Annotated in this window: 1 protein-coding gene; it reads left to right on the top strand. The window is 62.6% G+C overall.

Annotated elements, in window-relative coordinates:
• Nucleotides 1-460, top strand: a 460-nt coding sequence (locus IMZ11_RS44060; RefSeq protein WP_374463281.1) for a cbb3-type cytochrome c oxidase subunit I, incomplete at both ends; no start/stop codon positions are given.

The following is a 460-nucleotide window of genomic DNA, read 5'->3' as shown; positions in this document are numbered from 1 at the left end:
ACCTCACCAAGCTGATCTTCGGTCGCCTGACCTGGGACGCCATCCCCTTGCACGAGCCGATCCTGCTGGCGACTTTCGCCATGGTGGCGATCGGCGGCATCGTGGTGCTGGGCGCCATCACCTACTACCGCAAGTGGGGCTACCTGTGGCACGAGTGGTTCACCAGCATCGACCACAAGAAGATCGGCATCATGTACATGATCCTGGGGCTGGTGATGCTGCTGCGCGGCTTCGCCGACGCCATCATGATGCGGCTGCAGCAGGCCGTGGCCTTCGGCGATTCCACCGGCTACCTGCCGCCGCACCACTACGACCAGATCTTCACGGCGCACGGCGTCATCATGATCTTCTTCGTGGCCATGCCGCTGGTCACGGGGCTGATGAACTACGTGGTGCCGCTGCAGATCGGCGCGCGCGACGTGGCCTTTCCGTTCCTGAACAACTTCAGCTTCTGGATGAC

Source organism: Microtetraspora sp. AC03309 (assembly GCF_020826795.1).
Lineage (GTDB): Bacteria > Actinomycetota > Actinomycetes > Streptosporangiales > Streptosporangiaceae > Microtetraspora > Microtetraspora glauca.
This window is presented reverse-complemented; position numbering and strand designations above follow the sequence as displayed.